The sequence below is a fragment of the Roseateles sp. NT4 genome (assembly GCF_051857475.1).
Lineage (GTDB): Bacteria > Pseudomonadota > Gammaproteobacteria > Burkholderiales > Burkholderiaceae_C > Pelomonas.
The window spans coordinates 142,360-167,305 of record NZ_JBPZGZ010000008.1 but is presented as its reverse complement, the minus strand read 5'-3'; the positions used below and the strand labels follow the sequence as shown (position 1 = coordinate 167,305).

Genomic DNA, 24,946 nt, shown 5'->3' with positions numbered 1-24,946 from the left:
GGATGCCGGCGCCGCAGACGCTCATTGCTCCCCAGGCCGACGGTAGTGTGCGAACCAAGAAGCCGCCGCGGAACTGCGCGAAGGTCAGAATGTCCGACGGCGACCCGGGCATTCGCGTGGGCGAGTAGCGTCCGCTTCCGCTGGAGGCCGTGTGAGAACTCGGCGGCGGCTTCATTGGTCGTCAATCGAAGCGCTGCGTGTCCGGTTTGGCGCGCGCAATCGCGGTTTGCAGGTTGCTGAGGTATTTGGAGAGCAATACGGCCCGTTGCAGGCTCGTGTGCGTCGCCAGCAGCAATGGAGAAGGGCCTCACGCCCCCACTAGTCTCATTGCCCTTTTGGCTTTTGCAAAGCCGAGGATGCTGAGCACGCGCTTGAAGTTGTAGGCCAGTACGCTCAAGCTCATCTCGGTGCCGACGTTATCGATCCCGCGCATCAGGAAGTGGGTCCAGCCCATCCAGTGCTTAAGGGTGCCGAACACATGCTCAATGGTGCGTTTGCGTACCGTCATGGCGTCCGGCATGCGGTCCAGTCGCTGCTGCACCCTCTCTGCGATCTCTTCGTGCTCCCAGCGCCTGATGCGTCGGTACTCGCTGGTCGTGCATTGGGCTTTCATAGGGCACGATGGACAGGCGCTGGACCAGTAGATGTGGATCTGCAAGCCGTCCTCTTCGCGACTGAAGCGGTGTATGGCGCGCTGCCCCGCAGGGCATTGGTACTCATCTTCTCGGGCGATGTAGATGAAGTCGGTCTTGTCGAATCGTCCCTCTGCCCTTGCGTTGGACGTCATGGGCTTGGGGACCACTGCTGCCACGCCTGCGTCTTCGCAGTCCTTGAGGACTGGGCTGCTGTAGTACCCGCGATCAGCGATGGCCGTCAGCCGGCGCTTGCCCATGGCTTCTCGTGCAGCCAGGGCGATCGCGCAGAGCTGCGCCCGGTCGCTGCCGGTGTTCGTCACTTCATGGGCAACGATCAGATGGTTCTTGGTGTCCACTGCGGTCTGCACGTTGTAGCCCACCATGGCCGTGCCCTTGGCGCTGTAGGTGGTCATCGCGCGTGCATCGGGATCGGTCTGTGAAAGCTGCTGGTCAGGCTGGGCCTGCAGCTGCGCCTTGACGGATTGCAGCTCTTGCATGCGCTGGCGCATCTTCTGGATCTTGCCTTGCAGCCGCACCGTCTTGGCCTGCAGCTCCACGGGCTGCGTTCTGTCGGCCGTCTGCAATGCATCGAGGTAGCGCTGGATGCTTTCTTCGAGTTCTCGTTCGCGGCGCTCGATCTTGCCTGGCGTGTAGTTGCGTTCGCGGTTGTTGACCGCCTTGAACTTGCTACCGTCGATGGCCACGACAGCCTCGGTGAACAGCTTCAGCTCTCGGCACAGCAGCACGAAGCGACGGCACACGTTGCGAATGCCCTTGCCGTTGTCCCGGCGGAAGTCTGCGATGGTCTTGAAGTCAGGGGCCAGCCTGCCGGTCAACCACATCAGCTCCACGTTGCGCTGGCATTCGCGCTCCAGGCGCCGGCTGGACTGGATCCGGTTGAGATAGCCGTACAGGTACAGCTTCAACAGCACGGACGGGTGATAGGAGGGACGGCCCGTTGCTGCCGGGCTTGCGCCATCAAAGCCCAGCGCCACGAGATCCAACTCGTCGATGAAGACATCAATGACTCGGACCGTGTTGTCTGCGTCAATGAAGTCGTCCAGGCACTCAGGCAGCAGGGTGACTTGGTGCCGATCTTCTCCCTCAATGAATCGCTTCATGCGGCAACCCAGAGTGGCGTTCCCACAATCTAGGCAGCGGTGCGTGCGATCCAAGGAGGGTTTTCACACAGCCTCGCTGCAAAGCGGACTTCGATTCGGCACATCAGACTGGCTTGAACGCGGCGTTAGCTTTGGTCCACTTATCCATGCTGATCTCGCGCACATCAACCCCCGCCAGGAACTGGACGCGGCGGTTATGGGACTGGTTGTCGCTCATTTGGCTAGTACGGCGTATGAAGCTGTCGCGGACTTCGTTGCCGTACGGGCGCTGGAAGTTGCACTGAGTAGGACGAATCACCTCGGCAGAGCTAGCAAACAGGCCGGGCAACTGGAAGGTGTTTCGGGCGGCGGCGGTGGCGATTTGCATGGCTAGCTCCAAGGAGGTTGCTTTCGATCGCCGCCAGTGTCTCGGCCGCTGTCCCTGCAGACCATCGCCCCGAGTGGGGATTCGTGCGATGCAGTCTCCCCCTTTTGGGGGAGATGACCATCCGGAATCCCTCTTGAGGGCGATATCCAGGGCGGGCGGCGATTCAGACACTGGCGATGCCATGAACCAATCGCCATCACGCCCAGAAGGTCATCAGGAGACCGCCATGCATCTCGCCGAGCGCCGCACCACTGACCGAACCCAGAACGAGCCGTGGCAAGAAGCCATGCGCGATGAGTTCAGGAAGGCTCAGTTTCTGGATGCTGTCGATATCGAAGAGATCCACGGGCACTCGTGGCGGGACATCTTCGAGTGCTTCGACGGGCGCCATGTCCGATTCATCTGATGACGCAGGCTTGGCCGCCAGCGTTCTGACCAACGGGACGCCGTAGCTGTGTTCAATGCCAAAGTGGGAGAGGACCATGGCGTTGTTTGAATTCAACCGAAGCTTTGGCCCCGTGCCAGGCGTCGGCCAGCTGACGTTCGAGCGGGCCCCAGGATTGATTTACGCTCGCGACGGCGATGGAAGGCTGGTCATGCGCATTGCCACGGGTCCTGGATTCGGTCAGCGCCTCGCAACGGCGTTCTATGACTATAGGAAGACGATGCAAGAAGCGAGCTATCAAAATCTGGCCTTCGCTTCGGCAGAATTTCCGCCTAAGTCGGCTTCGGATGATCCGACGGAATGCCGAAGGCCATTGCAAAGGTCTGCGTCACAAACTACCTAGGTTGGCCGCACTCGAAATTGAGCGTCGGGTCGTGGTGGCTGAACGGCGAGCAACGCAAGATCAAGACCCCGCGAGGCGAAGAGCTGTTGCCAAGGCATCGACTCAGCCCTTGACCGGTGCGGAGGGCGCCGTGGTCGGCTCCTTGGCCTTGGGCCGGCCGGCGGCGGAGGGGTAGGCGCGCATGACGAGTGCCGGGTCGGCCTTGTCGAGATAGGCCGCCAGCTGCTCCTCGCTGCAGGGCTTGGCGTCGCCGTAGTAGGCGTTGTCGCCGGGCTGCTTGTCACCGCGGTATTCGGCGGGGTTGCCGGCCGGCTGGTGGGCGATGAAGCTGGCGTAGCTCTGGGCGCAAGCGGTGCGCAACTCGTACCGCGCCTTTTGCATGTCGGCGTCGTCCGCCAGGGCGGGAAGGCTGACCAGGCAGGCGAGGGTGGCGATCAAGATCTTCACGGCGGGGCTCCTTGGAATGTCCAGTGAGTCTGAACATTAGGCCGACCGAGCCGCAAAAACAAAAAGGCGCTCCGAGGAGCGCCTTTTGGCGGTGTCTAAACGCTCAGGACCGAATCACAGGCGGAAGGGCTCGGCCTTCTTCTTGGCGGCGGTCGGGCGGCCGGCGGCCGTCGGGTAGGCGGCCATCACCTTGACCGGGTCGGCCTTGTCCAGGTAGGCGGCGTATTGGCCTTCGGTGCAAGCCAGCAGCTTGCCCGGCTTGGCTTCGCCCTTGTACTTGCCGTTGGCGTAGACGAATTGGTATTCGTTGGAAGCAACCGGCGTGGCGATGCTGCTGGTGTCGGTGTAGCTCTTGGCGCACTCGGCGCGCAGTTCGGCCTGCTCGGGCGTGGCGTTGTTCGCGGCCTGGGCGGCGAAGACAGTGACGGCAGCGAAAGCGGGGATCAGGAACTTCATGGCGCGGTCTCGTGTGGGGGGTGGCTGATGGGGACGAAGCTTACGCCGCCGTACGCGGACTTGCACCCCCGGGGCGCGGGAGATCGGGTTGTGACGGAGTTCACGACCCGTCAAGCGGGCCGTGAACTACTGCTCGAATTACTCCTCGAGTTCTTCCTTGGCCAGCTCGATGTCCAGCATTTCCATCGCGTCCATGGCGGTGCAGGCGGCCGCGTCGGCGTACAGCTTTTCGGCCTCCTTCATGCGCTTGTCGCCCTCCAGCATGACGAGGCCGTTGGCGCGCTCGATCATGGCGATGGCGCTGGTCGGGTTGAGCTTGAGGGCCTGCTCGAACATCTTCAGTCCGGTGGCCGTGTCGGCGCCCTGGGTGCGGCCCAGCAGCTTGCCGACCTTGTCGATGACCTCGGCATGGAAGGCGCCCAGTGCGATGTGGGCGTCGGCATGCTTGGGGGCCAGCTCGATGGTGGTTTCCAGCGCGCCCTTGACCTTGGTGCCCAGGCCTTGCGCCAGCGCCTTGGCGACGCTGATGCCCTGGCCGTACCGGCCAAGGGCGTAGGCCTGCCAGTAGTAGGCGTTGGCGTTCTTGGGCTCTTCGCCCTGCTGGGCCTCGGCGCGCTCGGAGATTTCCAGGAACATCTCCAGCTTCACCTTCTCCTTCTTCTCGAGGTAGTTGGCGTAGATGCCCTGGGCCTTGTTGGCGACCGTGATGCCGGCGCCGTCAGCGGCCAGGCCGGCGTCATAGGCGGCCTGGAAATCACCGGCGTGGAAGTGGATCCAGGCCTGCACGACGGCAGCGTCCTTGGGGAAGGGCTCGGCATCGCCGGCATGCAGGCGGGCCCAGTGTTTCTTCAGCGTGGCCGCCGTGTAGACGAAGGCGCTGTTGTCATAGGGGAAGGCGGTCCACTTGGCCATCGCGATGTCTCCTTCAGGATTGTTGATAGTTGCCGGCGAGCTTGAACAGGTGATCCTTGGATGCAGGCTCGAGGTAGGGTAGCAGCAGGGAAAGGGCGTGGAAGGCACCGCGCATCAGGGCGGCGCCGGCACGGTCGGGCTCCAGCGCATGGCGCGGGTCGCGCACGTATTCGTAGCTCAGCCAGTAGCTCACCACCACCACCATGGCATTGGCCGTCGGCGCGGCCTCGCGCAGTTCCATCTTCAGCGCGCCGCCCAGGTGCAGGCCCGACAGCACATGGCGCATGGCCTGCTCCTTGGCGGCCAGCAGGCTCTGGAAATGGGTTTCAAGGCGGCGGTTCTTGAACAGCAGGTCGTTCAGGTCGCGGTAGAGGAAGCGGTGCTTCCAGATCAGCTCGAACAGCATGTGGAAGAACAGCCAGGCGTCCTCCACATTGCGTACGTTGTCGGCGGCGGCCAGCAGTTCGCTGAGCTCGGCCTCGTAGCGGCCGAACAGGGCGTTGACCAGCTCGTCCTTGGCCGGGTAGTGGTAGTAGAGATTGCCCGGGCTGATCTTCAGTTCGGCCGAGATCAGCGTCGTCGACACATTGGGCTCGCCGAAGCTGTTGAAGAGGTCGAGGGTGACCTCCAGGATGCGCTCGGCGGTGCGGCGGGGACGTTTGGGCGTAGGCATGCTCAGGGCATTCTGGCAGTGATCGGCACCGAAATAGGGCTGACTTTTAGAATCGCGCCCCATGCCCAATCAGACCTCTCCGCCGGCCATCTCCTTCGAGAACGTCAAGAAAACATACCGGGGAGGGCAGGTCAGGGCGCTGGATGGCGTCAGCTTCGACATCCACTGTGGTGAATTCTTCGGCCTGCTGGGCCCCAACGGCGCCGGCAAGACGACGCTGATCAGCGTGCTGGCCGGCCTGGCCAAGGCCACCGAAGGCCGGGTGCGCGTCATGGGCCATGACGTGGTGGACGACTACGCCGCCGCCCGCAAGGCCCTGGGCGTGGTGCCGCAGGAGCTGGTGTTCGACCCCTTCTTCAGCGTGCGCGAATCGCTGCGCATCCAGAGCGGCTATTTCGGCGTGCATGGCAACGACGACTGGATCGACGAGCTGCTGAGCAACCTCGGCCTGGCCGACAAGGCCAATGCCAATATGCGCCAGCTGTCCGGCGGCATGAAGCGCCGCGTGCTGGTGGCCCAGGCCCTGGTGCACCGCCCGCCCGTCATCGTGCTGGACGAGCCGACGGCCGGCGTCGACGTGGAGCTGCGCCAGACCCTGTGGCAGTTCATCGCCCGCCTCAACAAGGAAGGCCACACGGTGCTGCTGACCACCCACTACCTCGAAGAAGCCGAGGCCCTATGCCAGCGCATCGGCATGCTGAAGCAGGGACGGATCGTCGCGCTGGACCGCACCTCCCAGCTGCTGGCCGGCACGGCGTCGACCATGCTGCGTTTCAAGACCGACGTACCACTGCCACCGGACATTGCGGCGCGGGCCCGCGTGACGGGCCGCATCGTGCAGGTCACGGCCCATGACGCCGCCGAGGTGGAAACCACGCTGGCCGCGCTGCGCGCCGCGGGAGTGCCCGTTGAAGATCTGGAGATCGGCCGCGCCGACCTCGAGGACGTGTTCCTTGAAATCATGCAGGGAGAGCACGCATGAACGGCGCCTCCACCCTGTTCAAGAAGGAAGTGCTGCGCTTCTGGAAGGTCGCCTTCCAGACTGTCTGCGCCCCAGTGCTGACGGCCGTCATGTACCTGCTCGTCTTTGGCCACACGCTGGAAGACCATGTGAAGGTCTACGACACGGTCGGCTATACACAATTCCTGATCCCGGGCCTGGTCATGATGAGCGTGCTGCAGAACGCCTTCGCCAACAGTTCCTCCAGCCTCATCCAGAGCAAGATCACCGGCAACCTGATCTTCCTGCTGCTGACGCCGCTGTCGCCTTCGGCCTGGTTCGTCGCCTATGTGGGAGCGGCCATCGTGCGCGGCCTGGCCGTGGGCGCGGGCGTGCTGCTGGTGACGGCCTGGTTTGCGCCGCCGGGCCTGGACAATATTGCCTGGGTGCTGATCTTCACGGTGCTGGGCGCCGGCCTGATGGGGACGCTGGGTCTGATCGCCGGCCTGTGGGCCGAGAAGTTCGACCAGCTGGCCGCCTTCCAGAACTTCATCATCATGCCGATGACGTTCCTGTCGGGCGTCTTCTACTCGGTGCACTCCCTGCCGGGCTTCTGGCAGGGCATCAGCCACCTGAACCCCTTCTTCTACATGATCGACGGCTTCCGCCGTGGCTTCTTCGGCGTCAGCGACGTGTCGCCGTGGCTGAGCCTGGCGGTCGTCGGCGTGAGCTTCGCGGTGACGGCGGGTCTGGCTTTGTCCCTGCTGAAGAAGGGCTACAAGATCCGTTCCTAGGCGCTCTCTAGAATCACGGGTTTTCCAGAAGGACCCGTGATGGCCGACCCGACCCCGCAAGAAGTGCGCGATTTCATTGCCGCAGGCCTGGCCTGCGCGCATCTGGAAGTCGAGGGCGACGGGCGCCATTTCTTCGCCACCATCGTTTCGGCGGAGTTCGCCGGCCTGTCGCGCATCAAGCGCCATCAGCGGGTCTACGCGGCCCTTGGCGACCGCATGCGCGAGCAGATCCACGCGCTGTCGATGAAGACGCTGACGCCTGAGGAATTCCAATGAGCGCGCTCACCCTGGCGCTGTCCAAGGGGCGCATCTTCGAAGAGACGCTGCCGCTGCTGCGCGCCGCCGGCATCGAGGTGCTGGAAGACCCCGAAACCTCGCGCAAGCTCATCCTGCCGACCAATCGCGAAGGCGTGCGCGTCGTGCTGGTGCGCGCCAGCGACGTGCCGACCTATGTGCAATACGGTGGCGCCGACCTCGGCGTGGCCGGTCGCGACGTGTTGCACGAACAGGCCTTGGCCCAGGGCGGCTCGCACGGCCTGTACCAGCCGCTGGACCTCAAGATCGCCCGCTGCCGCATGAGCGTGGCGGTGCGCGCCGACTTCGACTACGCAGCGGCCGTCAAGCAGGGCTCGCGCATCCGCGTCGCCACCAAATACACCGAGATCGCCCGCCAGCACTTCGCCGACAAAGGCGTGCACGTCGACCTCATCAAGCTCTACGGTTCCATGGAGCTGGCGCCGCTGACGGGCCTGGCCGACGCCATCGTCGACCTCGTCTCCACCGGCGGCACGCTGCGCGCCAACAAGCTGGTCGAGGTGGAGCAGATCATGGACATCTCCTCCCGCCTCGTTGTCAACCAGGCAGCGCTCAAGTTGAAGCGCGACCAGTTGCGCCCCCTCATCGACGCCTTCTCCCAAGCCATCGCTGCATGAAGCTCCGCCAACTCTCGACCGCCGCCGCCGACTTCTCGAACGAGTTCGAGCGCCTGCGCCATTGGTCGGCGGAGACGGATGCCGCCATCGAAGGCCGCGTGGCTGAGATCCTGGCCGATGTGCGCAAGCGCGGTGACGCCGCCGTGCTGGACTACACCGCCCGCTTTGACCGCGTGAATGCCGACGGCGTCGGCGCGCTGGAGATCGGCCAGGCCGAACTGCAGGCCGCGTTGGCTTCCATCACGCCCGAGCAACGCGACGCCTTGCAGGCCGCTGCCAAGCGTGTGCGCGCCTATCACGAGCGCCAGCTGCAGGCTTGTGGTCTGTCGTGGAGCTACCGCGACGAAGACGGCAATCTGCTCGGCCAGAAGGTCACGCCCGTGGACCGCGTCGGTCTGTATGTGCCGGGCGGCAAGGCTGCTTACCCGAGCAGCGTGCTGATGAATGCGATTCCCGCCCACGTGGCCGGCGTGCAGGAAATCATCATGGTCGTGCCGACGCCGGATGGCGTGCGCAACCCATTGGTGCTGGCCGCTGCGGCCGTCGCTGGCGTGCATCGCGTCTTCACCATTGGCGGCGCCCAGGCCGTGGCCGCGCTGGCCTACGGCACGGCCACCATCCCGCGTGTCGACAAGATCACCGGCCCGGGCAATGCCTATGTGGCCTCGGCCAAGAAGCATGTCTTCGGCCAGGTCGGTATCGACATGATTGCCGGCCCCAGCGAGATCCTCGTCATCGCCGATGGCACGACGCCGCCGGACTGGGTGGCCATGGACCTGTTCAGCCAGGCCGAGCATGACGAGCTGGCCCAGAGCATCCTGCTCAGCCCCGATGCCGCCTACCTGGAGGCTGTGCACGCCAGCATGGAAAAGCTCTTGCCCTCGCTGCCGCGCGAGGCCGTCATCCGTGCCTCGCTGGAAGGCCGCGGCGCACTGATCCTGACGCGCTCGATGGAAGAAGCCTGCGAGATCAGCAACGCCATCGCGCCCGAGCATCTGGAGATCAGCGCCGCCGAGCCGCAACGCTGGGAGCCCCTGCTGCGCCATGCCGGCGCCATCTTCATGGGCGCCTACACGAGCGAGAGCCTGGGCGACTACTGCGCCGGCCCCAACCACGTGTTGCCCACGTCCAGCACGGCGCGCTTCTCGTCGCCGCTGGGCGTCTATGACTTCCAGAAGCGCAGCAGCCTCATAGAGGTCAGCGAAAAGGGCGCCCAGGAGCTGGGCCGCATCGCCAGCGTGCTGGCCCACGGCGAGGGCCTGCAGGCCCACGCCCGAGCGGCCGAACTCCGCTTGAAATGACTCTCAGGCTGCGTCGACAGGCGCGGCCTTGAAGGGGCTGCGCTCCGGCGGCTCGTCGTGCTCGGCCGTCTTGGTCAGCGCGGTCGTGATCCAGTTCAGCGCCGACACGCGGTGGCGCACCGCGCAGCTCAGCGGCTCGGGCTTGCAGCCCATCTTGGCCTTGGGTTCCAGGGCCGTGCGGCCCAGGCTCAGGCGCGTCGAGCCGAAGGCGATGGCGTCCTGCACCGTCGACTGCAGCAGCGTCAGGTAGATGGGCGCGTCGGCATTGGCCGGACGGTCGTAGCCGACGTAGTAGCCCAGCGTCGTCGCGCCATCGTTCACGCTGGTGACGAAGCCCAGCCAGCGGCCATCGGCGGCCTCGACGACGCGGCAGCGAAAGCGATCACCCAGAGCGGCTGCCATGGCCGGCAGATAGCCGGGCGTCAGCGTGGCCATCCTCAGCCCCTGTGCGTTGTGCACCTGGCCGTAGAGGCCATGCAGCTCGTCGGCGCGCGCCGCCATCTCCTCGGCCGTCGCCAGGCGAATGGTCAAGCCGGCGCTGGCGCAGTCCTTCAGCAGCTTCTTGGCCGCGCTGCGATAGCCCGAAGTCATGCTGGCCAGATAGTCGTCCCAGCTGCGCCATTCGGGTCGCAGCGTCAGCACCATGTCGGGCTCGGTCTCGACGCTGCGATAGCCCAGCAGGCGCAGGGCCGGCGGCACGTCGTCCAGGGCCAGCCCCAAATCCTTGATCAGCGCGAAGTCGGACTGGCCATCCAGCTTGTCGGCGCGGCGCAGGCGGTAGATCGCTTCGCAGATGCCGTGCCAGAGCTGGCCCTCGTCGGCATGCGGCGCCAGGGCCATGGAGCGCGCGCCCCAGACCAGCAGATTGCCGCAGACCAGCAGATGTTCCTTGAGGCCGGCCATCGGGGCGTCGACCAGCTTTTTCTTGCCACCGGGCTTGCGCAGCTGGGCGCCGCCCACGGCCACGCGCTGCAGCAGCAGGGCGGCGACCGGCTCGCCGTCGGCATAGGCCATGGCGTAGCGCGGTTCCAGGTTGTCCGGCGCATGCGCTTCCAGCACCCGCAGATAGTCGCGCGACAGGAAGACGGTCTGGGCGGCGAGGGCGTCCCAGTGCTGCGGGTTGACGAAGTCGATGCGGTCAGCCAGCACCAACTGCAGGCCCGAGGCCGAGCGCCTGGCGATACGCCGGGCCTTGATGTCCTGCAGGGCCTGGACGGGGTTGACCTGCTGGGGCTTGAGCTTGCCCAGGGCGCGTCCGGTGCGCTTGAGCTTGGCAGCCGTGGCCTGCAGGGGCTTCTTGACGAGAGGCGACAGGGGCATCGAGCAAGGGAAGGGTTGCGGGATAGACAGGCTAACCCACTCGGGGCTGCCGCGATTGAACGGACGCTGTCGCTTCGGCTACTCTGGCGCATGACCTTGCGACGACGCGATCTCATCCTTTCTTCGGCAGCGCTTCCCCTGGCCTCTGCCCAGGGCGCTCCGCGCCGCTTGCGCATTCCCCATGTCTCGCCCAAGGCCGAGACCGAGCGCAGCTACGCCGCCGTGCTGCTGGAGCAGGCCTTGGCCGCGGCCGGCATGCCGGTGTCACTGGAACCCACGTCCGAGCTGATCCCCCAGAACCGCGCGCTGCAGGAACTCGGCAAGCACCGGCGGCTTGACGTGCTCTGGACCATGACCTCGGTCGAGCGCGAGCAGCAGGCCCAGCCCGTTCGCGTGCCCATCTTCAAGGGGCTTTATGGCTGGCGGCTGCTGCTGGCCTCGTCCGAGGTGGCCGCGCGCATGGCCGAGGTGAAGACGCCGGCCGAGCTGCGCCAGTTCTCCCTGGTGCAGGGCCTGGAATGGCCGGATACCGGCATCCTGCAGGCCAACGGCCTCAACGTCATCGTGTCGCCCAGCTATGACGCGATGTTCAAGCAGCTGCGCCTGGGGCGGGCCGATGCCTTCCCGCGCTCGGTCGAGGAGATCTGGTGGGAGCTGGAGCGCTACGGCCAGGGCCTGGCCGTCGTGCCCAACATCTGCCTGCACTACCCGGCAGCCATCTACTACTTCGTCGCCTTCGAGGAGCCGGAACTGGCGGCGGCCATCGAGCTGGGGCTGAAGCGCCTGCGCGCCAACGGCAGTTTCGACAGCCTCTTCATGAAATACCACGGCGAGGACCTGGCCCGCGCCAAGCTGGGCTCGCGGCGCGTCATCGAGCTGCGCAACCCGCTGCTGTCATCGCAGACGCCCTTGGACAAGCCCGAGCTCTGGTACCGGCCCTAGCGGAAACCAAGCGAGGGTTATTTCGACACGAAGTTCGTGCAACACGAACTTCGTGTAATCTCCGGCTCATGAAGAACGTCACCGTGTCCATGGACGACGCCGTGGCCGAATGGGCCCGGCTGGAGGCCGCGCGGCGCAACACCAGCGTCTCCCGCCTGCTCGGCGAGCTGCTGGCCGAGAAGATGCTGCACGACGACGCCTATGAGCGGGCCCAGCAGGACTGGCTGCACCGCGAGCGTTCCTGGGCCTCGGACGGCGACCCCTACCCGGGCAGACAGGTGCTGGGATGAAAGACCCCGTCTTCGTCGACACCTCCGTGCTGCTGTTCAGCGAGGACGGCGCTCGCCCGGCCGAGCGCGAGCAGGTGCTGGCCTGGTTGCGACAGCTCTGGGCCACGCGCACCGGCCGCGTCTCCGTGCAGGTGCTGAACGACTTCTACCTGCTGGCCACGCGCCAGATCAGCCCGCCCATGCCGCAGGGCGACGTGCGCGCCGAGGTGCGCCGCTACCAGCATTGGCGGCCCTGGGGCGTCGACCAGGCCACGGTCGAATCCGCCTGGTCACTGGAAAGCCGCTTCGGCCTGGCCTTTGCCGACGCCCTCGTCGTCGCCAGCGCCAAGGCCCAGGGCTGCACCTGCCTGCTCAGCCTGGCCCTGCCGCACGACGCCGTTTATGACAGCGTGCAGGTGCTCAATCCTCTCGTCGCTCCCGTCCCTGCGCCATGACAGCCGCTCTCGACCAAGCCCTCGCCCAGATCCGCCCCGACGTGCTCGCGGCTCACGCCTATGTGGTGCAGCCCAGCACCGGCCTGCTGAAGCTGGACGCGATGGAGAACCCCTACCGCCTGCCGCCCGAGTTGCAGCAGGCCCTGGGCGAGCGCCTCGGCGCCGTGGCGCTGAACCGCTACCCGGCCGAGCGCACCGCCGAGCTGGCGCGCGCCCTGGCCCGCCATGCGGGCGTGGGCGATGAAGTCGGCGTGACCCTGGGCAATGGCTCGGACGAGTTGATCGGCCTGCTGACCATCGCCGTCGCCCAGCCGGGCGCAACGGTGCTGGCCCCGGTGCCCGGCTTTGTCATGTACGAGGCGTTGGCGCGCCAGCAGCAGCTCAACTTCGTCGGCGTGCCGCTGCGGGCCGATGACTTCGAGCTGGACGAGGCCGCCATGCTGGCAGCTATTCGTGCGCACCGGCCCGCCCTGATCTACCTGGCCTACCCGAACAACCCCACCGCCACGCTGTGGGACGCCGCCGTCATCGAGCGCATCGCCCAGGCGGCGCCCGGCCTCGTCGTCATGGACGAGGCCTACCAACCCTTCGCCAGTGCCGACAGCCTGGCCCTGATGGCCCGCCGGAAGAATGTGCTGGTCATGCGCACCATGAGCAAGTTCGGCCTGGCCGGCGTGCGCATCGGCTATCTGCTGGGCGCGCCGGAGCTGGTCGAGCAGGTCGAGAAGCTGCGTCCGCCCTACAACATCAGCGTGCTGAACGCCGAGGCAGCCTTTTTCGCTCTGGAGCATGCCGAGGTCTATGCCGCCCAGGCCGCCGAACTGCGCCGGCAGCGCGAGCGCCTGTTCACGGCCTTGCAGGCCATGCCCGGCATCGCCCCCTGGCCCAGCCAGGGCAATATGATTCTTGCGAAGGTGCAGGATGCGGCCGCCACCTTCGCGGCGCTGAAGGCCCGCGGCGTGCTGATCAAGAACGTCTCGGCCATGCACGCGCTGCTTGCGAACTGTGTGCGCCTTACCGTCGGCACGCCCGACGAAAACACCCGCCTGCTGGCTGAACTCCCGAGCTGTCTGTCATGACCACCCCCTCCGTCACCACACGAGCCGCCGAAGTCACCCGCAACACCCGCGAGACGCGCATCACCGTGCGCATCAACCTCGACGGCACGGGCCAGTCCAAGCTGCAGACCGGCATCGGTTTCTTCGACCACATGCTGGACCAGATCGCCCGCCACGGCCTCATCGACCTGGACATCCACTGCGAGGGCGACCTGCACATCGACGGCCACCACACGGTGGAAGACGTCGGCATCACCCTGGGCCTGGCTGTCGCCAAGGCGGTGGGCGACAAGGCCGGCCTGACCCGCTACGGCCACAGCTATGTGCCGCTGGATGAGGCGCTGTCGCGCGTCGTCATCGACCTGTCGGGCCGGCCCGGCCTGCACATGGACTGCAAGTTCACCGCCGGCAGCATCGGCGCCTTCGACACCCAGCTGACCTTCGAGTTCTTCCAAGGCTTCGCCAACGCCGCCCTGGCCACGATCCACATCGACAACCTGAAGGGCCACAACGCCCATCACCAGGCCGAGACCATGTTCAAGGCCTTCGGCCGCGCCCTGCGCATGGCGACAACGGCCGACCCGCGCTCGGCGGGCGTCATCCCGTCGACCAAGGGCTCGCTGTGACGAGGACTGTTGCCGTCGTCGACTACGGCATGGGCAATCTACGCTCGGTGTCGCAGGCCGTGATCCATGCAGCGCAAGGCCAGGGCTTTGATGTCGCCATCACCTGCGACCCGGAATTGATCCGCGCCGCCGAGCGCGTCGTATTGCCGGGGCAAGGTGCCATGCGCGACTGCATGGCCGAACTGGCCGCGTCGGGTGCCAAGGAGGCCGTGCTGGAAGCGGCTGCCGCCAAGCCGCTGCTGGGCGTCTGCGTCGGCATGCAGATGCTGCTGGACCACAGCGAGGAGCAGGACACGCCCGGCCTGGGCTTGATCCCGGGCCATGTGCAGCGCTTTCGCCTCGAAGGCCGGCTGCAGCCGGATGGCAGCCGCTACAAGGTGCCGCAGATGGGCTGGAACCGCGTTCACCAGCCGCGCCGCCACCCGGTGTGGGATGGCATTCCGGACGAAAGCTGGTTCTACTTCGTGCACAGCTTCTACGCGACCACCGCGTCGCCCGAACACAGCGCCGGCGAGACCGATTACGGGACTCGCTTTACCTGTGCGGTGGCCCGGGATAATATTTTTGCGACTCAATTCCACCCCGAGAAAAGTGCCTCCCTGGGCCTCGCCCTCTACCGCAATTTCCTGCACTGGAAACCCTAAGCCGGTCTGCGCTTTCTCGTCCCCGCCTCCCTTTTTCCAGCCCCCCTGCTCTCGGCCATGCTGCTGATCCCTGCCATCGACCTGAAAGACGGTCGCTGCGTCCGCCTCAAGCAAGGCGACATGAACGACTCCACCACCTTCGGCGAAGACCCCGCCGCGATGGCGCGCCGCTGGCTCGATGCCGGCGCGCGGCGCCTGCACCTGGTGGACCTGAACGGCGCCTTCGCAGGCAAGCCGGTCAACGAGCCGGCCATCAAGGCCATCATCAAGGAGGTGGGCGACGAGATCCCCATCCAGCTCGGCGGCGGCATCCGTGACCTCGACACCATCGAGCGCTACCTGGACGACGGCCTGTCCTACGTCATCATCGGTACGGCGGCGGTCAAGAACCCCGGCTTCCTGAAGGACGCCTGCAGCGCCTTCGGCGGCCACATCATCGTGGGCCTGGATGCCAAGGATGGCAAGGTCGCCACCGACGGCTGGAGCAAGCTGACAGGCCACGAGGTCATCGACCTGGCCCAGAAGTTCCAGGACTACGGTGTCGAAGGCGTCATCTACACCGACATCGGCCGCGACGGCATGCTGACCGGCATCAACATCGAGGCCACGGTCAAGCTGGCTCAGGCGCTGACGATTCCCGTCATCGCCTCGGGCGGCCTGTCCGACATCGCCGACATCGAGCGCCTGTGCGCCGTCTTCGGCGACGGCGTCGAAGGTGTCATCTGCGGCCGGTCCATCTACACCGGCGCGCTCGACTTCGCCGCCGCCCAGACCCGTGCCGACGAGCTGATGGCGGCGGAAGGCTGACGCCTCAGCGGCCCAGGCTGCGCCGGCGCAGCACCAGCAGGCCCAGGCCTGCCAGCATCAACGCATAGCTCTCCGGCTCGGGCACGGGCGCCAGCGCCAGGAAGGTGCGGATCTCCCCGCCGCCCGACGTCGTCGAGTGGATGTTCAGATAGGCCTTGCCGTCGGCGAGACCGGTCGCGAACGCGGCAAAGGCGCCCGAGGTCGTGCCGCCGTTGGCCGTGACGAAGGCCGGGTTCCAGCTCGAGGCCTGGGTCATGTCGAAGGTGTGGGAGTAGCTGCCCGAGGTGACACCCAGCGGGAAGCCCGGGAAGGTCGGCAGTGGTGTCGCCACGCCCGCCGAGCCGGCGCCGGCAGCGGCCGTGCAGCAATGGATGTGGCTGGCCGTGGTGTTGCCACTCATGCCGCTGAAGGTCACGTCGACCTTCATCGTGAAGGTGTCGTCGTCAAAGACGATGCTGACCGAGCCAGTACCCAGCGAACCCGCGGCTGTTGCAGGTTCGCCGAGGTTGCTCAGCGTGCCGATATAGGTCACCGGATGGGCCGAGGCGGCGGTGGCGCCCAGGGCAAGGCTCGCGGCAAGCAGGGCGGGGGCGGTCAGTCTCATCGTCGTCTCCGTGGGGTGGGTTGAGCAGCCGCGATTGGGCGATGCTTGCGCGCCCCTGCGAAGACCTAATCAGGAAAGGAATAATCCAGGCTGGTTTTCCGTCCCCCTGCCATGCTCGCCAAACGCATCATTCCCTGCCTCGACGTCACCGCCGGCCGCGTGGTCAAGGGCGTCAACTTCGTCGGCCTGCGTGATGCGGGCGACCCGGTCGACATCGCCGCCCGCTACAACGAGCAGGGCGCCGATGAATTGACCTTCCTCGACATCACGGCCACCAGCGACGGCCGCGACCTCATCCTGCCCATCATCGAAGCCGTGGCCTCCCAGGTCTTCATCCCGCTGACGGTGGGTGGCGGTGTGCGCGCCGTGGCCGATGTACGCCGGCTGCTGAATGCGGGCGCCGACAAGGTCAGCTTCAACTCCGCGGCGGTGGCCGACCCCGAGTTGATCCGCGCCGCCAGCGACAAATACGGCGCCCAGTGCATCGTGGTCGCCATCGACGCCAAGCGCCGCCCCGACGATGACCCGCGAGGGAAGGGCTGGGACGTCTACACCCATGGCGGCCGCAAGAACGTGGGCCTGGATGCCGTTGAATGGGCGCGCAAGATGGCCGAGTTCGGCGCCGGCGAGATCCTGCTGACCAGCATGGACCGCGATGGCACCAAGAGCGGCTTCGACCTCGAACTGACCCGCGCCGTGTCTGACGCCGTGCCCGTGCCCGTCATCGCCTCCGGCGGCGTCGGCTCGCTGGAGCACCTGGCCGATGGCATCACCCGGGGCGGCGCCGACGCCGTGCTCGCGGCCAGCATCTTCCACTTTGGCGAACACACGGTGGGCGAAGCCAAGGCGCTGATGGCGGCGCGTGGCATCCCGGTGCGCCGGTGAGGACATGAGGCGGCTGTGCCGCTTCGGCGCCCTGCTGGCCCTGATGTTGGCCGGCGCCATCGCGACGGCGGTGCCGCTGCGGTTTGCCGCGGCCGTCGACGACACCTCGCTGGGCACCGACCCGGGCCTGGCTTTCTTCATGGTGGACGTGCTGGCCGCTCAGGATCGCGCTGACGACGCACAGAGCCTGCGCCGCGCCCTGTGGCAGCGTCAGCTCGCGCGCATGCGCGGCAAGCCCTTTGTGGATGAGCCCCGCGTCGGCCAGGCCATAGCGCAGGGGCGCGAGCTGCCGGCGACCGAGGCCGGCTTCGAGGACAGCTGGCGCGAGGCCTACAACGCGTCGGCGAAGCTGGCCTACCGAGCGCCCCAGCAGGCGGGAGAGTTGCCGCAGGCTTTTGCCCAGTCCAAGGGATGGCAGCCCCAGGGAGGCGGCCTCTGGACCCAGCCTCAGCCCGGTGGCGGCTTGCGCTTCCTGCTGGCGCTGACGCTGGAGGCTACCAAGTTGCCCCTGCCTTTGCAGCAGCTGCAGCTGCGCTTTGGCAGCGCCGAGCGCGGCCTGACCCTGCAATGCCAGGCATCCTTGCCGGGGCAGGCCGGTGAAGAAGGCCCGACCCTGCAGCTCCACCAGACGGCCGAACTGGCCTGCGATGGCCTCGGCGAGGCGCGCTGGCAGATGCTGTTGCCCACCGTGCTGGGCGCCGCGCGCACCGGTGGCGAGGCGCCGCTGCTGCTGCCCCAGGCCGGTACCGCGGCACCGGATGCCGAGCGTCAGCTGTGGCGGCGCTGGGATCCTGCTTTCGACGAGCAGCTCGCGCGCTGGCAACAGGCGACGGCCCTGTCGAAGCGGCCGGCCAACGCCGCGGACCGCTGGCTGGCATCGCCCAGGCGGCTGGCGCCACCCGAGGCCCTGGACACGGCGCCGGCGGCCAAGCGGTCGCCCGTCCGGCCGGCCGCCCGCCCGGCTGACATCTGGGCCGATCTCCGGCTGAGGTTGATGGTGTCCGGGCTGGCGCTGGCCCTGTTCGCCGTCGGTCGGTTGGCGCTGCGGCAGGCGTCGCCGTCGGCGCGCAACATGGCCACCGTCGGCCTGGGTGTGCTCGTTGCCGTGCCTGTGCTGTCCACGGTCTGGGGGCCGGGCAAGCTCAATGGCGATGGCTGGGCCAACCTCGGCGTCGTGGTCGGCGGACTGGCCCTCGCCATCGGCGTGGGCGCGGCCGTCATCGTCGCGCTGCTGATGCACCGGCTGCACGACTTGCTCGACAAGGACGGCCAGACCTGGCCTGGCGTCATTGCGAGCGGCTGGCGCCAGGCGCTGTGGATGTTCGGACAGGCGACAAAGGGCGAGTTCTGGGGCTTTGTGCTCTTTGCGGCCTGGACCTGGGCCCTGGTCGTGCCCTTGGGGCGCCCCTGGACGGGCATCGTCGGCCTGGCCCTGTTCGTGCCGCTGTGCAGCCTGGCCTGGCGCCGCGCGCTGTCGCTGACGCGTGCCGAGATCGGCGTCGGGCTGGCGGTCTTCGTCACCATGGTGCTGGACCTGATACTCCGTCATCACACATGAGTGAAGTTCGCATCATTGGTGGGCAGTGGAAGCGCTCCAAGCTGCCCGTGCCTGATTCGCCCGGCCTGCGCCCGACGTCCGACCGCGTCCGCGAGACGCTGTTCAACTGGCTGGGCCAGACCCTGACCGGCTGGCGCGTGCTGGACGCCTTTGCCGGCAGCGGCGCCCTGGGTTTCGAGGCGGCCTCGCGCGGGGCGGACGCCGTGGTGATGATCGAGCGCGAGGCGGCGTTGGCGGACGGGCTGCGGGCCAGCCAGCGGCGCCTGAAGGCCACCACCATCACCGTCCACCGCGCCAATGCGCTGAATTGGATGACGGCCTGTGCCGACCGCTTCGACCTGATCTTTCTCGACCCGCCGTTCGCCGACGACCTGTTCGATCGCGCACTCGCCGCCGCCGCGCCGCTGCTGGCCGAGGACGGGTTGATCTACGTCGAGTCCCCACACGACATCGCCGCGCCGGCCGGATTCACCGCCTGGCGTCAGGGCCGTGCCGGGGCCGTGCACTACCAATTGCTGCGTCGCGAGGACAATCAGGCCCCATGACCTCGCGCACCACCATCACGGCTGTCTACCCCGGAACCTTCGATCCCATCACCCTGGGCCACGAAGACCTGATGCGCCGCTCGGCCGCGATGTTCGAGCGGCTGGTGCTGGCGGTGGCCGTGGGCCATCACAAGAAGACGCTGTTTTCTCTGGATGAGCGTCTGGAAATGGCCCAGGAAGTCGCCGCGCCGCTGGGCAATGTCGAGGTCAGCGCCTTCGACGGCCTGCTGCGCGACTTCGTCCGCACCCACGCTGGCCGTGTCGTCGTGCGCGGCCTGCGCACCGGCGGCGACTTCGAGTACGAGTTCCAGATGGCCGGCATGAACCGCAAGCTCATGCCCGAGGTCGAGACCATCTTCCTGACGCCCGGCGAGCACCACCAGTACACGTCCAGCACCTTTGTGCGCGAGATCGCGACGCTGGGGGGCGAGGTGGCGGAGTTCGTGTCGCCGGGTGTGCTGGCTCGATTGAACGAGAAGTTCAAGAGGAACTGAACATGGCTTTGATGATCACCGATGAGTGCATCAATTGCGATGTGTGCGAGCCCGCCTGCCCGAACAACGCGATCTCGATGGGCGAGGAGTTCTACAAGATCGACCCGGCCAAGTGCACCGAGTGCGTCGGTCACTTCGACGAGCCGCAGTGCGTGATGCTCTGCCCCGTTGCCTGCATCCCCATCAACCCGGCCCATGTCGAAAGCCGTGAGACGCTGATGCAGAAGTACGAGCGCCTCACCGCGGCCTGACGCAGGCACAGCAACATTCGTTCACCTTTGCTCACGCCGGCAAGTGGCGTGCCTGCCTAGAGTCGCATCGCGACGCAGGAGGCAGCGTGGTGGACGACAACAAGACCGATACAACGGAGCTCGGGCAGGCACCGCCTGATCTGAGCATGAGCACCGCCTCGGCGGCGCTGGCTGCGGCTGCGCTGCTCGCCGCCTGCGGTGGTGGAGGTGGTGGGTCATCTGACCCTGGCACCGCCACACCGGCCGCACCCGACCCCACGCCCAGCGCGCCACCCGCGGCGCCGCCCAGCCGGCGCGACGCGGCCCGCTTCCTGAGCCAGGCCAGCTTCGGCGCCACCGGGCCTGCGCAGGTCGACGCTCTCGTCAGCCAGGGCTTCGACGCCTGGCTGACGGCGCAGTTCGCCAGGCCGGCGGCCCTGCACATGGACTATCTGAACAGCCAGCGCGGCCGCGACCAGATGGCCGGCGAGACGCCGCGCATCAGCGAGGAGATGAGCTACGAAGCCGTCTGGCAGCAATGGCTGACGGGGGAGGACCAATTGCGGGCGCGGGTCAGCTGGGCCCTGCTGCAGATCTTCGTCATCAGCAATATCGCGCCCGACATCCGGCCCGCGGCCATGAGCAGCTATATGGACATGCTCAACCGCAACGCCTTCGGCAACTGGCGCACCCTGCTGCAGGACGTGGCCCTGCACCCGGCCATGGGCTATTACCTGAACATGCTGGAGAGCGAGAAGGAGAACACGAGCAAGGGCACCCATCCCAACGAGAACTTCGCGCGCGAGGTGCTGCAGCTCTTCTCCATCGGCCTGATCCAGCTCAATGCCGACGGCACCCCCAAGCTGGACTCGGCCGGCAAGACCCAGCCGACCTATGACGAGACCGTCGTCAAGGGCTTTGCCAAGGCCTTCAGCGGCTGGAGCTTCGGCGCGCTGGACACCAGCAAGAACACGCAGTTCCACAACCACGACGACAACATCGAGGGCCTGTGGGTGGTGCCCATGAAGGCCTGGGCCAACTACCACTCGCCCGGCGACAAGCTGCTGCTGGACGGCAAGACGCTGACTGGCGGCCAGACGGCCGAGCAGGACATGAAGGAGGCGCTGGACACCATCTTCCAGCACCCCAATGTGCCGCCCTTCTTCTGCAAGCAGCTCATCCAGCGCCTGGTGGCGAGCAACCCCAGCGCCGCCTATGTGGGCCGCGTGGCAGCGGTATTCGTCAATGACGGCGCCGGCGTGCGCGGCAACCTGAAGGCGGTCGTGCGCGCCGTGCTGATGGACGCCGAGGCGCGTGGCGACGGCCCGGCCGCCAACGTCGCCAAGCAGCGCGAACCCGTCATCCGCTTCGCCAACATGCTGCGCGGCCTGGGTGCCAAGAGCGCGAGTGGCATGAACCGCATCCAGTACCTCGACAGCAGCGATGACGCCCTTGGCCAGAGCCCGCTCCTGGCGCCCTCGGTCTTCAACTTTTATTCACCCGGCTATCGCCCTGCCGGACCTATTGCCGCCCAAGGCTGGGTGGCGCCGGAGTTCCAGATCAGTGGCGAGACGGCCGTTGCCGGCTCGTTGAACTTCTTCGCCGACCTGTTCCAGAGCGGCGGCTATGGCTGGCCCGAGGAGCATCGACTGAAGCTCGACCTGGCCAGCCTCGCGGCCCTGGACGCCGCGGCGCTGATCGATCGCCTGGACCTCTTGTTCTTCAACCTCGGCATGAGCAGCTCGACGCGCGAGCGCCTGACCACCCTCGTCGGCGCGGTCAAGGGCAAGACCGACAAGGTCAGAGCCGTCCTGATCGTCACCGCCCTCAGCCCCGACCATGTGATACAGCGATGAAGCGCCGCCACCTGCTCCAACTGGGCGCGGCTGCCGCGCTCAACCCCTGGGCCCAGATGCGCGCGCTGGCGCAAACGGCTCCAGCCGCGAGCGACTACCGCGCCCTGGTCTGTGTCTTCATGTTCGGCGGCAACGACGGCAACAACCTGCTGGTACCGACCGATGCTCGATACACGACCTATCAGCGCGCCCGGCCCAATCTCGCGCTGGACAGCGCAACGCTGCGACCGCTGACCCTTTCCAACGCGACCGGTCTGGGCCTGCATCCGGCCTTCACGGGCCTGCAGGGCCTGGTCAGTTCAGGTCAGGCCAACGTCATCGCGAATATCGGTCCGCTGCTGCAGCCGACGACCAAGGCGCAGTACGACGCCCGCAGCGTCCCCTTGCCCTACAACCTGTTCTCGCACAGCGACCAGCAGGGCGCCTGGCAGAGCGGTGTCGTCGAGGCGCCGCCGCGCAATGGCTGGGGCGGTCGGCTGCTGGAGCGCGCCGTCGCCGAGGGGCAGACGAACCGCGGCTATGCGGCCATCAGCCTGTCGGGCGGCAATGTCTGGGAGGCCGGCGACAAGGCATTGACGCCCTACCGTGTGTCGGCCTCAGGCCGCTTCGGATTCGACTTCTACGACCCCAATGCCAAGGCCGGCAGCGACCCGCTGTCCGCCGCCGTCGCGGCCACGCTCGCCGAGGCGCGCAGCCATCCCTTCGAGCAGACCTGGCTCAACATGATGAGCCGCAGCCTGGAGGTGCAGCGCACCCTGGCCGCGGCCCTGTCCAGCAGCACGGTCACGACCACCTTCCCCGAAACCGACCTGGGCCGCCAGCTCGGCATGGCGGCCAAGCTCATCGCCGCCCGCGGTGCGCTAGGCCTGTCGCGCCAATGCTTCTTTACGTCCATCGGCGGCTTCGACACCCATGGCGACGATCAGCTGCAGCGGCAGAACGAGAACTTCGCCGAGATCGACGCCGCCGTCACCGCCTTCAACACCGCCATGGTGGCCATGGGCCTGGCCGACAGCGTGACCCTGTTCAGCGCCAGCGACTTCGGCCGCACCTTTGCCAGCAACGGCTCCGGCACCGACCATGCCTGGGGGAATCACCACTTCGCCGTTGGCGGTGCGGCGCGTGGCGCCAATGGCGGCAAGCTGCTGGGCCACATGCCCGACCTGACCATTGGCGGGCCGGACGACGTGGGCCAGGGCGTGTGGCTGCCGACGACGGCGACCGATCAGCTCGGCACGGAACTCGCGCGCTGGTTTGGCGCGGATGCGGCGACGCTGGCGGCGGTGTGGCCGCATGGCGCGGGGTTTGATCGGATGGCGGGCTGGGCCTAGTTGGGAAAAACCGTCTTCAACACCCAGGCCAGTCTGGCGCCTGCCTTGGTCAACTGCTGCCGCTTGATCGCCTCGGCCCTGGCTTCATAGCCCTCGGGCAGGCTGGCCTGCCAGCTCTCGCCCTGCTTGGGGCTGAATTGCAGACCTTCGTGGGCCGTGGCCGCGAGGACCACGGACTCGCTGCCCCAGCGAGCCGACCAGTCCAGCACATGGCCCGCATCGCGCGGGATCTGGCGAGCCTCGGACAGCCAGGCCGCATCGACATGCCGGGGCCTGAGGGCCTCGGGCACGTTGTCCCAATAGGAATGGAAGTTCTTGGACCCCGTTGTCGGATCGAGCAGGAAGCTGTTGCCGCCGATGGTGAAGCTGGCGCGGTCGAAGCCTTGCTTGTCGGGGTCGACGGGCCGGCCCTGGGCATCGAGATAGAGGCTGCCCACGTGCAGGGGCTGGTGGATGTCGCCCACCAGGTGAACCAGGATGATCAGGGCCTCGCGCTGGCTCTTGAAGTTGGGCTGGCCGGGCGATGGCTTGCCCTGCAAGACGCGAATGGCGGCACGCAGTGCACCCACGACGTCATCCGGCCGCGTGCCCACCGCACCCGGCTGGTAGCGGCCGCGCTGGACGGCGATGTCGGCGTAGTGGACCTGCTTGTGGCAAGCGTCCTCGTCCAGGCCGAGCTCGCACTGGCGGTCATTGCGCTTCACATAGTCGGCCATCTCGGCGATGCGCGCGGGCATCTCCAGCTGGGCGCAGGACGGGTATTTGCCGGGGTTGGGATAGGCGTAGCCCTGGCTGGGCGAGATGCCCTTGACGCAGTCGGCCCAGATGGCGGCCTGCGTCAGCGGCATGTCGCCCAACAGGGCCGCCACGCGGGCTTCGGCGGGGCTGCCCTGGATGAGGCCCTCGGCAATGGCCGCGACGGTCTGGTGGCCGTCGGAGCCCCAGGCGTGGGCGGCCAGGGGAAGGGCAAGCAGGGCGGTGGCAAGCAGGCGGCGCATCGGCGATGGTTCAGGCTGACAAACCCGCAATCTTGCCCGCTTGGCGGTGGACGCGACGAAATCCGCCGCTAGCATCAACCAGACCACCAGGAGACCCCTCATGAGACTCCAGCTGCTCCGCCTCATCGGCGGCTTCCTCTTGTGCCTGAACCTGGCCTGGGCCGCGCCGCCCGACGTGGCGCGCAGCAAGGACCACCCGCTGCTGACGCGCTACCCGAACTCCCACATCGTCGAATACGCCAAGAACTTCAACGGCGCGGACTTCGCCGTGTCCCGCGGCACCGATGGCAACCCGGTGCGCAAGCGCATCGAGGGCGACATGACCGACATCCTCTATTTCCACGGCGACGTCGACAAACAGCCCAGCGCCCTGCAGTTGATCCGCAACTACCAGAACGCCATCAAGGGCATTGGTGGCGAGGTGGTCTACGAGCGCCTGCCCAAGGACGGCGATGGCGGCGAGACGACGCTGCGCGTGAACGCCGGCGGCAAGGAGGTGTGGGTGCTGGTGGAGCCCGGCATCTTCAGCGCGCCGACGCAGAGCTACAAGCTGACCGTCGTCGAGGTCGCGGCCATGCAGCAGGTCGTGACGGCCAACAAGATGCTCGACGAGATCAACAAGAACGGCTTCATCGCGCTGTACATCAACTTCGACACCAACAAGGCCGATCTCAAGCCCGACGGCCAGGCCTCGGTGAAGGAGATCGTCGCCATGCTGAAGGCGGCACCGGCGCTGAAGCTCGCCGTCGAGGGGCATACCGACAACGTCGGTTCGGCCCCGGCCAACAAGACCCTGTCCGATCAGCGCGCCAAGAGCGTCATGAATGCCGTCGTGGCCGGCGGCATCGCGGCCGCGCGGCTCACTGCCGCAGGCTTTGGCGCGGAAAAGCCGATTGCCGACAACCGCAGCGAAGAAGGACGGGCCAAGAACCGGCGCGTGGAGCTGGTGAAGAAGTGA

General features: G+C 66.9%; 31 protein-coding genes. 21 read left to right on the top strand and 10 right to left on the bottom strand.

Going from position 1 to position 24,946, the window contains the following annotated elements; genetic code table 11:
- Positions 1-307 precede the first annotated feature (307 nt).
- The 3 genes from ACS5PN_RS30885 to ACS5PN_RS30875 all read right to left on the bottom strand — a co-directional run bounded on the left by ACS5PN_RS30885 (position 308) and on the right by ACS5PN_RS30875 (position 2,607).
- On the bottom strand, positions 308-1,756 hold the full coding sequence (locus tag ACS5PN_RS30885) for an IS1182 family transposase (RefSeq protein ID WP_439467859.1): 1,449 nt from the start codon (positions 1,754-1,756) through the stop codon (positions 308-310).
- A 103-nt stretch (positions 1,757-1,859) separates the two neighbouring features.
- On the bottom strand, positions 1,860-2,123 hold the full coding sequence (locus ACS5PN_RS30880; protein WP_439467858.1) for a hypothetical protein: 264 nt from the start codon (positions 2,121-2,123) through the stop codon (positions 1,860-1,862).
- Positions 2,124-2,319: 196 nt separating this feature from the next.
- Entirely contained in the window at positions 2,320-2,607 is a 288-nt protein-coding gene (locus ACS5PN_RS30875) for a hypothetical protein (protein WP_439467857.1), read from the bottom strand.
- Between ACS5PN_RS30875 and ACS5PN_RS30870 the strand changes: the two genes are divergently transcribed.
- Entirely contained in the window at positions 2,606-2,911 is a 306-nt protein-coding gene (locus ACS5PN_RS30870; protein WP_439467856.1) for a hypothetical protein, read from the top strand. The two genes, ACS5PN_RS30875 and ACS5PN_RS30870, sit on opposite strands and share 2 nt — an antisense overlap.
- 102 nt (positions 2,912-3,013) lie before the next feature.
- On the opposite strand, the gene ACS5PN_RS30865 is transcribed toward ACS5PN_RS30870, so the two are convergent.
- The 4 genes from ACS5PN_RS30865 to ACS5PN_RS30850 form a co-directional block, all read right to left on the bottom strand.
- Entirely contained in the window at positions 3,014-3,358 is a 345-nt protein-coding gene (locus ACS5PN_RS30865; RefSeq protein WP_439467855.1) for a hypothetical protein, read from the bottom strand.
- A gap of 114 nt (positions 3,359-3,472) precedes the next feature.
- Positions 3,473-3,814, bottom strand: a complete 342-nt coding sequence (locus ACS5PN_RS30860; protein ID WP_439467854.1) for a hypothetical protein — start codon at positions 3,812-3,814, stop codon at positions 3,473-3,475.
- Positions 3,815-3,952: 138 nt separating this feature from the next.
- Positions 3,953-4,726 (bottom strand): hypothetical protein, encoded by a 774-nt coding sequence (locus tag ACS5PN_RS30855; protein ID WP_439467853.1) that lies wholly within the window; start codon positions 4,724-4,726, stop codon positions 3,953-3,955.
- 13 nt (positions 4,727-4,739) lie between these two features.
- Positions 4,740-5,399, bottom strand: coding sequence for a TetR/AcrR family transcriptional regulator (locus ACS5PN_RS30850; protein WP_439467852.1), 660 nt, complete (start codon positions 5,397-5,399; stop codon positions 4,740-4,742).
- Positions 5,400-5,460: 61 nt separating this feature from the next.
- Here ACS5PN_RS30850 and ACS5PN_RS30845 point away from each other — a divergent pair, with 61 nt between their 5' ends.
- From ACS5PN_RS30845 to hisD, 5 genes are read left to right on the top strand one after another with little or no spacing between them, the layout of a single operon-like run.
- Complete coding sequence (locus ACS5PN_RS30845; protein WP_439467851.1) at positions 5,461-6,381, top strand: ABC transporter ATP-binding protein; 921 nt, start codon at positions 5,461-5,463, stop codon at positions 6,379-6,381.
- Entirely contained in the window at positions 6,378-7,133 is a 756-nt protein-coding gene (locus ACS5PN_RS30840; RefSeq protein ID WP_439467850.1) for an ABC transporter permease, read from the top strand. Before ACS5PN_RS30845 ends, ACS5PN_RS30840 begins: the two co-directional genes overlap by 4 nt.
- A 39-nt stretch (positions 7,134-7,172) precedes the next feature.
- Complete coding sequence (locus ACS5PN_RS30835; protein WP_439467849.1) at positions 7,173-7,409, top strand: BolA family protein; 237 nt, start codon at positions 7,173-7,175, stop codon at positions 7,407-7,409.
- A complete protein-coding gene (gene hisG / locus ACS5PN_RS30830; RefSeq protein WP_439467848.1) occupies positions 7,406-8,065 on the top strand; it encodes an ATP phosphoribosyltransferase in 660 nt (219 codons plus the stop codon). The genes ACS5PN_RS30835 and hisG overlap by 4 nt, the downstream gene beginning before the upstream one ends.
- Positions 8,062-9,366, top strand: coding sequence for a histidinol dehydrogenase (gene hisD, locus ACS5PN_RS30825; protein WP_439467847.1), 1,305 nt, complete (start codon positions 8,062-8,064; stop codon positions 9,364-9,366). Before hisG ends, hisD begins: the two co-directional genes overlap by 4 nt.
- Positions 9,367-9,369: 3 nt before the next feature.
- On the opposite strand, the gene ACS5PN_RS30820 is transcribed toward hisD, so the two are convergent.
- Entirely contained in the window at positions 9,370-10,686 is a 1,317-nt protein-coding gene (locus tag ACS5PN_RS30820; RefSeq protein WP_439467846.1) for a GNAT family N-acetyltransferase, read from the bottom strand.
- 90 nt (positions 10,687-10,776) lie between these two features.
- On the opposite strand from ACS5PN_RS30820, the gene ACS5PN_RS30815 reads away from it, so the two are divergent.
- The 7 genes from ACS5PN_RS30815 to hisA all read left to right on the top strand — a co-directional run bounded on the left by ACS5PN_RS30815 (position 10,777) and on the right by hisA (position 15,487).
- Positions 10,777-11,628 carry a substrate-binding periplasmic protein gene (locus ACS5PN_RS30815; RefSeq protein ID WP_439467845.1) on the top strand — a complete coding sequence of 284 codons (852 nt, stop codon included), beginning with the start codon at positions 10,777-10,779 and terminating at the stop codon, positions 11,626-11,628.
- Between the two features lie 68 nt (positions 11,629-11,696).
- Positions 11,697-11,918, top strand: a complete 222-nt coding sequence (locus ACS5PN_RS30810; RefSeq protein ID WP_439467844.1) for a CopG family transcriptional regulator — start codon at positions 11,697-11,699, stop codon at positions 11,916-11,918.
- A complete protein-coding gene (locus tag ACS5PN_RS30805; RefSeq protein WP_439467843.1) occupies positions 11,915-12,352 on the top strand; it encodes a PIN domain-containing protein in 438 nt (145 codons plus the stop codon). Before ACS5PN_RS30810 ends, ACS5PN_RS30805 begins: the two co-directional genes overlap by 4 nt.
- Entirely contained in the window at positions 12,349-13,431 is a 1,083-nt protein-coding gene (hisC, locus tag ACS5PN_RS30800) for a histidinol-phosphate transaminase (protein WP_439467842.1), read from the top strand. The genes ACS5PN_RS30805 and hisC overlap by 4 nt, the downstream gene beginning before the upstream one ends.
- Positions 13,428-14,036 carry an imidazoleglycerol-phosphate dehydratase HisB gene (hisB, locus tag ACS5PN_RS30795; RefSeq protein ID WP_439467841.1) on the top strand — a complete coding sequence of 203 codons (609 nt, stop codon included), beginning with the start codon at positions 13,428-13,430 and terminating at the stop codon, positions 14,034-14,036. Before hisC ends, hisB begins: the two co-directional genes overlap by 4 nt.
- Positions 14,033-14,680: an imidazole glycerol phosphate synthase subunit HisH gene (gene hisH / locus ACS5PN_RS30790; protein WP_439467840.1), complete on the top strand. Its 648-nt coding sequence runs from the start codon at positions 14,033-14,035 to the stop codon at positions 14,678-14,680. Before hisB ends, hisH begins: the two co-directional genes overlap by 4 nt.
- Before the next feature lie 57 nt (positions 14,681-14,737).
- Positions 14,738-15,487: a 1-(5-phosphoribosyl)-5-[(5-phosphoribosylamino)methylideneamino]imidazole-4-carboxamide isomerase gene (gene hisA / locus ACS5PN_RS30785; protein WP_439467839.1), complete on the top strand. Its 750-nt coding sequence runs from the start codon at positions 14,738-14,740 to the stop codon at positions 15,485-15,487.
- Between the two features lie 4 nt (positions 15,488-15,491).
- Here hisA and ACS5PN_RS30780 read toward each other — a convergent pair whose 3' ends face one another.
- A complete protein-coding gene (locus tag ACS5PN_RS30780) occupies positions 15,492-16,091 on the bottom strand; it encodes a CHRD domain-containing protein (RefSeq protein WP_439467838.1) in 600 nt (199 codons plus the stop codon).
- Positions 16,092-16,202: 111 nt separating this feature from the next.
- Here ACS5PN_RS30780 and hisF point away from each other — a divergent pair, with 111 nt between their 5' ends.
- From hisF to ACS5PN_RS30745, 7 genes are all read left to right on the top strand, one after another.
- Positions 16,203-16,976, top strand: a complete 774-nt coding sequence (gene hisF, locus ACS5PN_RS30775; RefSeq protein WP_439467837.1) for an imidazole glycerol phosphate synthase subunit HisF — start codon at positions 16,203-16,205, stop codon at positions 16,974-16,976.
- Between the two features lie 4 nt (positions 16,977-16,980).
- Positions 16,981-18,534: a hypothetical protein gene (locus ACS5PN_RS30770; protein ID WP_439467836.1), complete on the top strand. Its 1,554-nt coding sequence runs from the start codon at positions 16,981-16,983 to the stop codon at positions 18,532-18,534.
- Positions 18,531-19,079 carry a 16S rRNA (guanine(966)-N(2))-methyltransferase RsmD gene (gene rsmD, locus ACS5PN_RS30765; RefSeq protein ID WP_439467835.1) on the top strand — a complete coding sequence of 183 codons (549 nt, stop codon included), beginning with the start codon at positions 18,531-18,533 and terminating at the stop codon, positions 19,077-19,079. Before ACS5PN_RS30770 ends, rsmD begins: the two co-directional genes overlap by 4 nt.
- Positions 19,076-19,573: a pantetheine-phosphate adenylyltransferase gene (gene coaD / locus ACS5PN_RS30760; RefSeq protein WP_439467834.1), complete on the top strand. Its 498-nt coding sequence runs from the start codon at positions 19,076-19,078 to the stop codon at positions 19,571-19,573. Before rsmD ends, coaD begins: the two co-directional genes overlap by 4 nt.
- Positions 19,574-19,575: 2 nt before the next feature.
- Complete coding sequence (locus ACS5PN_RS30755) at positions 19,576-19,824, top strand: YfhL family 4Fe-4S dicluster ferredoxin (RefSeq protein WP_439467833.1); 249 nt, start codon at positions 19,576-19,578, stop codon at positions 19,822-19,824.
- Positions 19,825-19,970: 146 nt separating this feature from the next.
- Positions 19,971-21,659: a DUF1800 domain-containing protein gene (locus ACS5PN_RS30750; protein WP_439467832.1), complete on the top strand. Its 1,689-nt coding sequence runs from the start codon at positions 19,971-19,973 to the stop codon at positions 21,657-21,659.
- The gene (locus tag ACS5PN_RS30745) at positions 21,656-22,990 is read left to right on the top strand and encodes a DUF1501 domain-containing protein (protein ID WP_439467831.1); all 1,335 of its coding nucleotides are present in this window, start codon (positions 21,656-21,658) and stop codon (positions 22,988-22,990) included. The genes ACS5PN_RS30750 and ACS5PN_RS30745 overlap by 4 nt, the downstream gene beginning before the upstream one ends.
- Here the strand turns inward: ACS5PN_RS30745 and ACS5PN_RS30740 are convergent.
- Complete coding sequence (locus ACS5PN_RS30740) at positions 22,987-23,988, bottom strand: S1/P1 nuclease (RefSeq protein ID WP_439467830.1); 1,002 nt, start codon at positions 23,986-23,988, stop codon at positions 22,987-22,989. The genes ACS5PN_RS30745 and ACS5PN_RS30740 overlap by 4 nt on opposite strands.
- Positions 23,989-24,088: 100 nt before the next feature.
- On the opposite strand from ACS5PN_RS30740, the gene ACS5PN_RS30735 reads away from it, so the two are divergent.
- The gene (locus tag ACS5PN_RS30735) at positions 24,089-24,946 is read left to right on the top strand and encodes an OmpA family protein (RefSeq protein WP_439467829.1); all 858 of its coding nucleotides are present in this window, start codon (positions 24,089-24,091) and stop codon (positions 24,944-24,946) included.

Excerpts from the sequence above, each read along its gene's own strand:
- hisF (WP_439467837.1), top strand. The coding sequence starts at position 16,203 with ATGCTCGCCAAACGCATCATTCCCTGCCTCGACGTCACCGCCGGCCGC.
- hisG (WP_439467848.1), top strand. The coding sequence starts at position 7,406 with ATGAGCGCGCTCACCCTGGCGCTGTCCAAGGGGCGCATCTTCGAAGAG.
- hisD (WP_439467847.1), top strand. The coding sequence starts at position 8,062 with ATGAAGCTCCGCCAACTCTCGACCGCCGCCGCCGACTTCTCGAACGAG.
- ACS5PN_RS30740 (WP_439467830.1), bottom strand. The coding sequence starts at position 23,988 with ATGCGCCGCCTGCTTGCCACCGCCCTGCTTGCCCTTCCCCTGGCCGCC.
- ACS5PN_RS30880 (WP_439467858.1), bottom strand. The coding sequence starts at position 2,123 with ATGCAAATCGCCACCGCCGCCGCCCGAAACACCTTCCAGTTGCCCGGC.
- hisC (WP_439467842.1), top strand. The coding sequence starts at position 12,349 with ATGACAGCCGCTCTCGACCAAGCCCTCGCCCAGATCCGCCCCGACGTG.
- ACS5PN_RS30875 (WP_439467857.1), bottom strand. The coding sequence starts at position 2,607 with ATGGTCCTCTCCCACTTTGGCATTGAACACAGCTACGGCGTCCCGTTG.
- ACS5PN_RS30810 (WP_439467844.1), top strand. The coding sequence starts at position 11,697 with ATGAAGAACGTCACCGTGTCCATGGACGACGCCGTGGCCGAATGGGCC.
- hisB (WP_439467841.1), top strand. The coding sequence starts at position 13,428 with ATGACCACCCCCTCCGTCACCACACGAGCCGCCGAAGTCACCCGCAAC.
- ACS5PN_RS30805 (WP_439467843.1), top strand. The coding sequence starts at position 11,915 with ATGAAAGACCCCGTCTTCGTCGACACCTCCGTGCTGCTGTTCAGCGAG.
- ACS5PN_RS30835 (WP_439467849.1), top strand. The coding sequence starts at position 7,173 with ATGGCCGACCCGACCCCGCAAGAAGTGCGCGATTTCATTGCCGCAGGC.
- coaD (WP_439467834.1), top strand. The coding sequence starts at position 19,076 with ATGACCTCGCGCACCACCATCACGGCTGTCTACCCCGGAACCTTCGAT.
- ACS5PN_RS30815 (WP_439467845.1), top strand. The coding sequence starts at position 10,777 with ATGACCTTGCGACGACGCGATCTCATCCTTTCTTCGGCAGCGCTTCCC.
- ACS5PN_RS30820 (WP_439467846.1), bottom strand. The coding sequence starts at position 10,686 with ATGCCCCTGTCGCCTCTCGTCAAGAAGCCCCTGCAGGCCACGGCTGCC.
- ACS5PN_RS30750 (WP_439467832.1), top strand. The coding sequence starts at position 19,971 with ATGAGCACCGCCTCGGCGGCGCTGGCTGCGGCTGCGCTGCTCGCCGCC.
- ACS5PN_RS30870 (WP_439467856.1), top strand. The coding sequence starts at position 2,606 with ATGGCGTTGTTTGAATTCAACCGAAGCTTTGGCCCCGTGCCAGGCGTC.
- ACS5PN_RS30850 (WP_439467852.1), bottom strand. The coding sequence starts at position 5,399 with ATGCCTACGCCCAAACGTCCCCGCCGCACCGCCGAGCGCATCCTGGAG.
- ACS5PN_RS30855 (WP_439467853.1), bottom strand. The coding sequence starts at position 4,726 with ATGGCCAAGTGGACCGCCTTCCCCTATGACAACAGCGCCTTCGTCTAC.
- ACS5PN_RS30735 (WP_439467829.1), top strand. The coding sequence starts at position 24,089 with ATGAGACTCCAGCTGCTCCGCCTCATCGGCGGCTTCCTCTTGTGCCTG.
- ACS5PN_RS30885 (WP_439467859.1), bottom strand. The coding sequence starts at position 1,756 with ATGAAGCGATTCATTGAGGGAGAAGATCGGCACCAAGTCACCCTGCTG.
- hisA (WP_439467839.1), top strand. The coding sequence starts at position 14,738 with ATGCTGCTGATCCCTGCCATCGACCTGAAAGACGGTCGCTGCGTCCGC.
- ACS5PN_RS30755 (WP_439467833.1), top strand. The coding sequence starts at position 19,576 with ATGGCTTTGATGATCACCGATGAGTGCATCAATTGCGATGTGTGCGAG.
- rsmD (WP_439467835.1), top strand. The coding sequence starts at position 18,531 with ATGAGTGAAGTTCGCATCATTGGTGGGCAGTGGAAGCGCTCCAAGCTG.
- ACS5PN_RS30780 (WP_439467838.1), bottom strand. The coding sequence starts at position 16,091 with ATGAGACTGACCGCCCCCGCCCTGCTTGCCGCGAGCCTTGCCCTGGGC.
- ACS5PN_RS30745 (WP_439467831.1), top strand. The coding sequence starts at position 21,656 with ATGAAGCGCCGCCACCTGCTCCAACTGGGCGCGGCTGCCGCGCTCAAC.
- ACS5PN_RS30845 (WP_439467851.1), top strand. The coding sequence starts at position 5,461 with ATGCCCAATCAGACCTCTCCGCCGGCCATCTCCTTCGAGAACGTCAAG.
- ACS5PN_RS30860 (WP_439467854.1), bottom strand. The coding sequence starts at position 3,814 with ATGAAGTTCCTGATCCCCGCTTTCGCTGCCGTCACTGTCTTCGCCGCC.
- ACS5PN_RS30840 (WP_439467850.1), top strand. The coding sequence starts at position 6,378 with ATGAACGGCGCCTCCACCCTGTTCAAGAAGGAAGTGCTGCGCTTCTGG.
- ACS5PN_RS30770 (WP_439467836.1), top strand. The coding sequence starts at position 16,981 with ATGAGGCGGCTGTGCCGCTTCGGCGCCCTGCTGGCCCTGATGTTGGCC.